6 protein-coding genes are annotated in these 6,027 nt (G+C 41.9%); 4 read left to right on the top strand and 2 right to left on the bottom strand.

Annotated elements, in window-relative coordinates; genetic code table 11:
• Nucleotide 1: 1 nt before the first annotated feature.
• The 3 genes from ilvA to BM308_RS08060 all read left to right on the top strand — a co-directional run bounded on the left by ilvA (nucleotide 2) and on the right by BM308_RS08060 (nucleotide 3,225).
• Nucleotides 2-1,528, top strand: a complete 1,527-nt coding sequence (gene ilvA, locus BM308_RS08050; protein WP_074944383.1) for a threonine ammonia-lyase, biosynthetic — start codon at nucleotides 2-4, stop codon at nucleotides 1,526-1,528.
• An 8-nt stretch (nucleotides 1,529-1,536) separates the two neighbouring features.
• Nucleotides 1,537-1,971 (top strand): hypothetical protein, encoded by a 435-nt coding sequence (locus tag BM308_RS08055; RefSeq protein ID WP_074944385.1) that lies wholly within the window; start codon nucleotides 1,537-1,539, stop codon nucleotides 1,969-1,971.
• A gap of 204 nt (nucleotides 1,972-2,175) precedes the next feature.
• Nucleotides 2,176-3,225, top strand: a complete 1,050-nt coding sequence (locus tag BM308_RS08060; protein ID WP_074944387.1) for an OmpA family protein — start codon at nucleotides 2,176-2,178, stop codon at nucleotides 3,223-3,225.
• Between the two features lie 179 nt (nucleotides 3,226-3,404).
• On the opposite strand, the gene BM308_RS08065 is transcribed toward BM308_RS08060, so the two are convergent.
• Nucleotides 3,405-4,121 (bottom strand): hypothetical protein, encoded by a 717-nt coding sequence (locus tag BM308_RS08065; RefSeq protein WP_074944390.1) that lies wholly within the window; start codon nucleotides 4,119-4,121, stop codon nucleotides 3,405-3,407.
• A 310-nt stretch (nucleotides 4,122-4,431) separates the two neighbouring features.
• Between BM308_RS08065 and BM308_RS08070 the strand changes: the two genes are divergently transcribed.
• Nucleotides 4,432-5,466: an OmpA family protein gene (locus tag BM308_RS08070; protein ID WP_074944391.1), complete on the top strand. Its 1,035-nt coding sequence runs from the start codon at nucleotides 4,432-4,434 to the stop codon at nucleotides 5,464-5,466.
• A gap of 370 nt (nucleotides 5,467-5,836) precedes the next feature.
• Here BM308_RS08070 and BM308_RS08075 read toward each other — a convergent pair.
• Nucleotides 5,837-6,027, bottom strand: a 191-nt coding sequence (locus BM308_RS08075) for a zinc ribbon domain-containing protein (protein WP_143098582.1), incomplete at its 5' end; no start/stop codon positions are given.

Here is a 6,027-nt window from a genome sequence, read left to right on the forward strand (position 1 = left end):
TATGGCAGAAAAACAGTTAGATGCACAGGGCTATCTTAAGAAGACTCTATTAGCCCGTATTTATGATTTAGTGAAGGTAACTCCTCTGCAGAGCCTTGATTCACTTTCCTCAAGACTGGGGGTCAACGTTCTGCTTAAAAGAGAGGATTACCAGAAGATTCATTCTTTCAAGCTTCGCGGTGCCTACCATAAGATCAAGAATCTGGATGAGGCTGCCCTGAAGTCAGGTATTATTACCGCATCAGCAGGCAACCATGCCCAGGGCGTGGCCTTATCTGCAAAGAAGCTTGGCATCAAGGCTGTGATTGTAATGCCTACAACCACTCCTGATCTGAAGATTGATGCTGTAAGAAACTATGGGGCTGAGGTTGTCCTATACGGTGACAGCTTCAATGAGTCCTATGATTATGCTCAGCAGCTTTCTAAAAAGAAGAATCTGACCATGATCCCTCCATATGATGATCCTGAGGTGATTGCAGGTCAGGGCACAATCGCTCACGAAATCATCGGTCAGTGTGACAGCATCGATACCATTTATGTTCAGATCGGCGGTGGCGGACTTGCCGCCGGTATCGCCTCGTACATCAAGGCAATCCTGCCTCATATCAAGGTTATCGGTGTTGAGGCTGAAGGTTCTGCCTGTATGAAGGCTGCCCTTAAGGCAGGTGCTCCTGTGGATATCGGTTATGTTTCCCACTTTGCCGACGGTGTTGCTGTTAGCAAGGCCGGAACCGAAACCTTCAGAGTATTAAGCAAGTATCTTGATGACATCATTACCTGTTCAAATGATGAAATCTGTGCCGCCATGAAGGATATCTTTGATGATACCCGTGCTATTGCTGAGCCTAGCGGTGCCTTATCACTTGCAGGTCTTAAGAAATATGTCCGCGAGAACAACATCAAGACCGGCAATCACATCGCAATCCTTTCCGGTGCCAATGTGAAGTTCCACTCTCTGCGTATGGTTGCAGAGCGCTGTGACGTCGGTGAGATGTCAGAGGGTATCCTGTCTGTTGAAATTCCTGAGAAGATCGGAGCTTTCCTTGATCTGGTCAAGTCCCTGGGCGATCGCGTGGTAACTGAATTCAGTTACAGATATAATAAAGATGACAGAGCACGTGTGTTTGCATCAGTTGAACTGACTGAGGGCAAGAAGGAGCTAAACGATATCTGCAAGTCTTTAAAGAAGAACGGATATCTGGTTACCGACCTTACTGATGACAGTCTGGCAAAAGATCATCTGCGCTATATGGTTGGCGGTCATCCTTCATCCAAGCTCAATGAGAGACTGTTCCTCTTTGAGTTCCCTGCAACCTCAAATGCACTGCTAAGATTCCTTGAAACTCTGGGTAATTCCTACAACATTACTCTGTTCCACTTCCGTATTACCGGTCTTGAGTTCTGCTCAGTATTGTGCGGACTTGATGTAACCGACAAGGAAGAAGGGGTTAACGAGTTTATCAAGGCTATTAACTATCCTGTTGAGGAGGTAACCTCCAATACAGCTTATCAGCAGCTTGTAAGGTAAATTTGTTTATGAAGAAGCTTTTTTCTCTGTTTCTGATCTTCCTTTCTCTGAGCACCTATGCTGCAGTTGATGATTTTGAAGAAGTTATAGTAGGGAATAAGGCTTCTTACTATGATGAGCAGGGAGGCAAGAATGCTTCTCTGCAGATTCTGGAGCCTATCGTTAATCTCTCAACAACCAAACAGTATGCTCAGTATATGATGGACTCCTATCAGGGCTGGGATCTCAAGGCTGTTGTGGATTTGAGAGGTTTTGCCTTCAAGTATGTGGATAATGCTCCATGTTCAGGTCTTCTGACTTACTTTGACGGAAGGTCATATCTTTTCTTTCAGGCCTGTGGAAACTTCGAGCAAGATGAGCTTACCGCTCTTTATAAAAAGGCCAATCAGGCTCTGAAAGTAAGCGAGATTCTGAAGCTTCAGGCCCGTCCAAACCTTTACTGATCTGTGATGTCAGGCACTACAAGATCTTAACCTCATAAATTTCAAATAAAAATCTGCCTTATATCTAATTTTTCATCTCTTTTCTGAAAAAGAGATGAATATGTTCACATTCCTGATATTTATCTGATAAATCAATGGTCCGTCAGCAAATTGTTTTCGTATAATAGAATGACCAATTTTGGGTATTTTATGAAGGACTATATTATGAAACTAAACGTATTGGCTGTTGCTGTTATTACAGCATTTGCGGTTGGTTCAGCAAATGCTGCTGTTCCTGAGACTTGGACCGTTGGTGCTGCCGCTGGCTGGTCCCATGCTTTTGATCATTCCTTCCCAGGTTCTGCATTAGGAATAGATCTAGATGGTCAGACCTATATAGAAAGCTATGATTATGATAAAAACGGCTATGGAATAAAGCTATATGGTGAATATAACTTTACAGACTGGTTTGGTTTAGGTCTGGGATACAACTATATCGGTGGTCAGAGTGCATCCGTAACATATACTCCTCCTGTTTTTTGGTCTCCTTTTATTAAAACAAAGGGCTCTATACATGCAAATATTGCTGAAGTATACGGTAAATTTGCATATTCATTTGATAACACTGGTTCTGATGTATTCTTCAAGGTTGGTCCAACAGGTAACTGGGCAAGCGCGGGTGAGGGCTCTGATTTCAAATTAGGCGCTGTTGCAGGTATTGGTGCTCAGTGGGCAATTACTCCTAATTTTGCTCTTCGTGGTGGATATGATTACTTCTACAACGTTGCTAGGGATGATGGCGTTCGTCTGGATGAAGGCTTGCTATATGTTGGCTTCCAGTACACCTTCGGTGGCCCAAGCAAGCCAGCTCCTGCTAAGAAAGTTAGAACAAGTCAGACTCACACCTTGGATGCCGGTGTTCTATTCCCATTCGACAGCGCAAAGCTATCAGCTGAAGGCCAGAACGCAGTTGCAACTGTTGTTCAGTCAGCTAACGGCTATGAGAATGCAGAGTTTGAAGTTTATGGACACACTGACCGTATCGGTTCAGATGCTTACAACAACACCCTGTCTCAGAAGCGTGCTGACGCTGTTAGCGCAGAGCTTCAGAACAATGGTGTAACTCCAAAGGTATCTGAGGGTAAGGGTAAAGCAAATCCTGTAACTGGCGACAAGTGTAACGGCGTAAAGGGACGTAAGGCAGTAATTGACTGCTTAGCTCCAGATCGTCGTGTAGAAATTGTTGTTACCGGTGAAACCACCCAGAATAACTAATCTTAAATTAGATTAAATACTGAAAAGCTCTGAGTAAAATCAGAGCTTTTTTCTTGCTTAACATCCTGTAGTTTGCTTTTAATTCTTAGATAAAACAAAGTAGGAAGCTTACTTAATGCCGGCAGGCAGTGTTGAAACAGGAAGTTCCACCTTGTTATAGATTCCTTCAAGCATAAGTTTTATGGCATCAGTGTGCTGCAGCATAATCTGTTTGATACGGTTTCTGCCTTACCTTCATTACCGTCATACAGGGAGGTATCAGAAGGCATAAACAGATCTGCTATAAAATTGTGAATAAGCTTCTGATTATCTGTCATTCCCTGCTGAGGATCGGTTCTTACCTGACCGATGTTTGTAATATCAACCTTAGAACGAACAGTTTCAGGATTTTTTGTCAGTAGATCTTCGATCATTGCAAGGTCGACCGCTGCCTCAAGAGAGTTTACATTCTCAAGAATGCGTGTTGCTTTATTAAGATTGTTTATTTCGGTTCGTATACTCTTGTTGGTCATCTTAGGATCAAGCACAATCTGTGCGGCCCAGTGACCTAGAGTCTTAATACCGATGTTGTTAAACTCATTTGGCTCAAAATTACGCTTTAACTTCATTGCATCAATCAGAAGACCTCTGTTTAAAGAGGCCTTTGGACTCTGTTCGCTTGCAACTAAATGCTGATCCAAGGCGTCAAAGGTTGTTGCAGCCTTTGGGTTTTCAGGATCGTATACCTTCACCTCATAAAGTTCAGCGTGTTTTATGACATCCTCTGCGATAAGTAAAGAGAATCTGCTGGTGGTATCGTTGATTTCCACCTGTCTGTTGAAAACAACATTTCTTTGCTTATTGTTGATATTATTGTTCAGCTGAATCTCTTCATCATCAAGATCCTTTTCTCCCATTCCCCCTTCAAGATCGAGGTTTTATTCAATGATATGATATTTCCTCATTCAATATCAAATAGATAATAATTTGTATTAACCTTTCTAATCATCGTAATCTGCTTCAGACTATGATTAATTGCATCTTTTTTAAGCAAAATGAACAAAAATGAACAAAATTAATTTAACACGGCATTAATTATGTGATTTTTGCACGTATTACTTCACATTTTGGGAAATTCAGCTGTCTTATCTACTCTTTGATTTATTTGGCAAATGTATAATAGGTTTGACTAATTTATTTAGTTTACAAAACAAAAGGAAATATATTATGAAATTTAATCTATTGGCAGCTGCAGTGATTACTGCTTTCGCTGTAGGTTCGGCTAATGCAGCTCTACCTGATTCTTGGACCGTTGGTGGCGCTGTCGGCTGGTCTCACGGTTTTGACCATAAACTAAATGGCTCATTCTACGATGTAAATGGTGTTTATAGCGATTCACATTTTGATGATGATGGCTATGGTACCAAGATTTACGGTGAATATAACTTTAATAACTGGTTCAGCTTAGGTTTAGCTTGGGATTATATCGGTGATCAGAATTTCACCAGCTATTATGGAATCACCAGAGAGGCTTTCCATCTGAATATTGCTGAGTTATACGGCAAATTTGCTTATACCTTTGATACTAAGGGCTCAGATGTATTCTTCAAGGTTGGTCCTACCTATAACAGATTATCAGCTCTTGGTGAGAGTGAGAACAAGTTAGGCGCAGTTGCTGGCGTTGGTGTTCAGTATGCATTTACCAACAGCTTCGCAGTTCGTGCTGGTTATGACTATTTCTATCATACTGCAAAGATTGGTGTTGAGCCATTCGATGATGACGCCCGTCTTGATGAAGGTTTATTATACCTAGGCTTCCAGTACACCTTCGGTGGTGCACAGCCTGCAGCTCCTGTAGCTAAGAAGAAGGTTAAGACCACCCAGACCCACACCTTAGATGCAGGTGTTCTATTCCCATTCGACAGCTCAAAGCTATCAGCTGAAGGTCAGAGCGCGGTTTCAACTGTTGTTCAGTCTGCTAACCAGCTTGAAGAGGCTGAGTTTGAAGTATACGGCTACACCGACCGCATCGGTTCAGACGCATACAACAACAAGCTGTCTCAGAAGCGTGCTGATGCAGTTAGCTCAGAACTTCAGAACAACGGCGTAGCTGCTAAGGTATCTGAGGGTAAGGGCAAGGCAAATCCTGTAACCGGCAACAAGTGCGACGGCGTAAAGGGCCGCAAGGCTTTAATCGACTGCCTAGCACCAGATCGTCGTGTTGAGGTTGTTGTAACTGGCTTAACTTCAGAAGTTAAGTAATTAACGTTTTCTCTGAAAAATACAAGCAAAATCCAGTGTCTAAGCGATGCTGGATTTTTTTTAACAGTCTTTTCTAGATAAAAATGGTCTTTTAAGGGGACTATTTCTCAAAAAATTTACTCTAATTAACACTTTTCCTTCTTTTGTTTTTTTACTTAATTATCTCTTTACCTCGTCGATAAAAAAGAAATAAAGGAATTTCTTTAAATAAGTTTCAATAGACAGCTTGTGTCAAATACCCTCGGATAAATCCGAGGGCTTGCTAGTCAGCATAATATAGGTACAAGCGATACCAATTGGTAATCTCCCTACACTGCCAGCATCATCGGACAATTGACAATGCCCGCTTTGAAAAAGAGTTTACTCTTAATCAGTTATTTTCCTTTTTGTATCTAGGATTCTTTTCTCCTGACAGCCATCTCTTTCCAAGATTCTGAATATTCATGGCTCCAACTCTGTCATCATTGGATTTATAGCCGCATGGGCAGCTATACAGATGTCTGTTATGGTCTCTGCTCTGTTTGTGGATTCTTCCACATACGGGACATCTCTGAGATGTGT

It is taken from the genome of Succinivibrio dextrinosolvens (genome assembly GCF_900116345.1).
In the GTDB taxonomy this organism is placed as follows: domain Bacteria; phylum Pseudomonadota; class Gammaproteobacteria; order Enterobacterales; family Succinivibrionaceae; genus Succinivibrio; species Succinivibrio dextrinosolvens_B.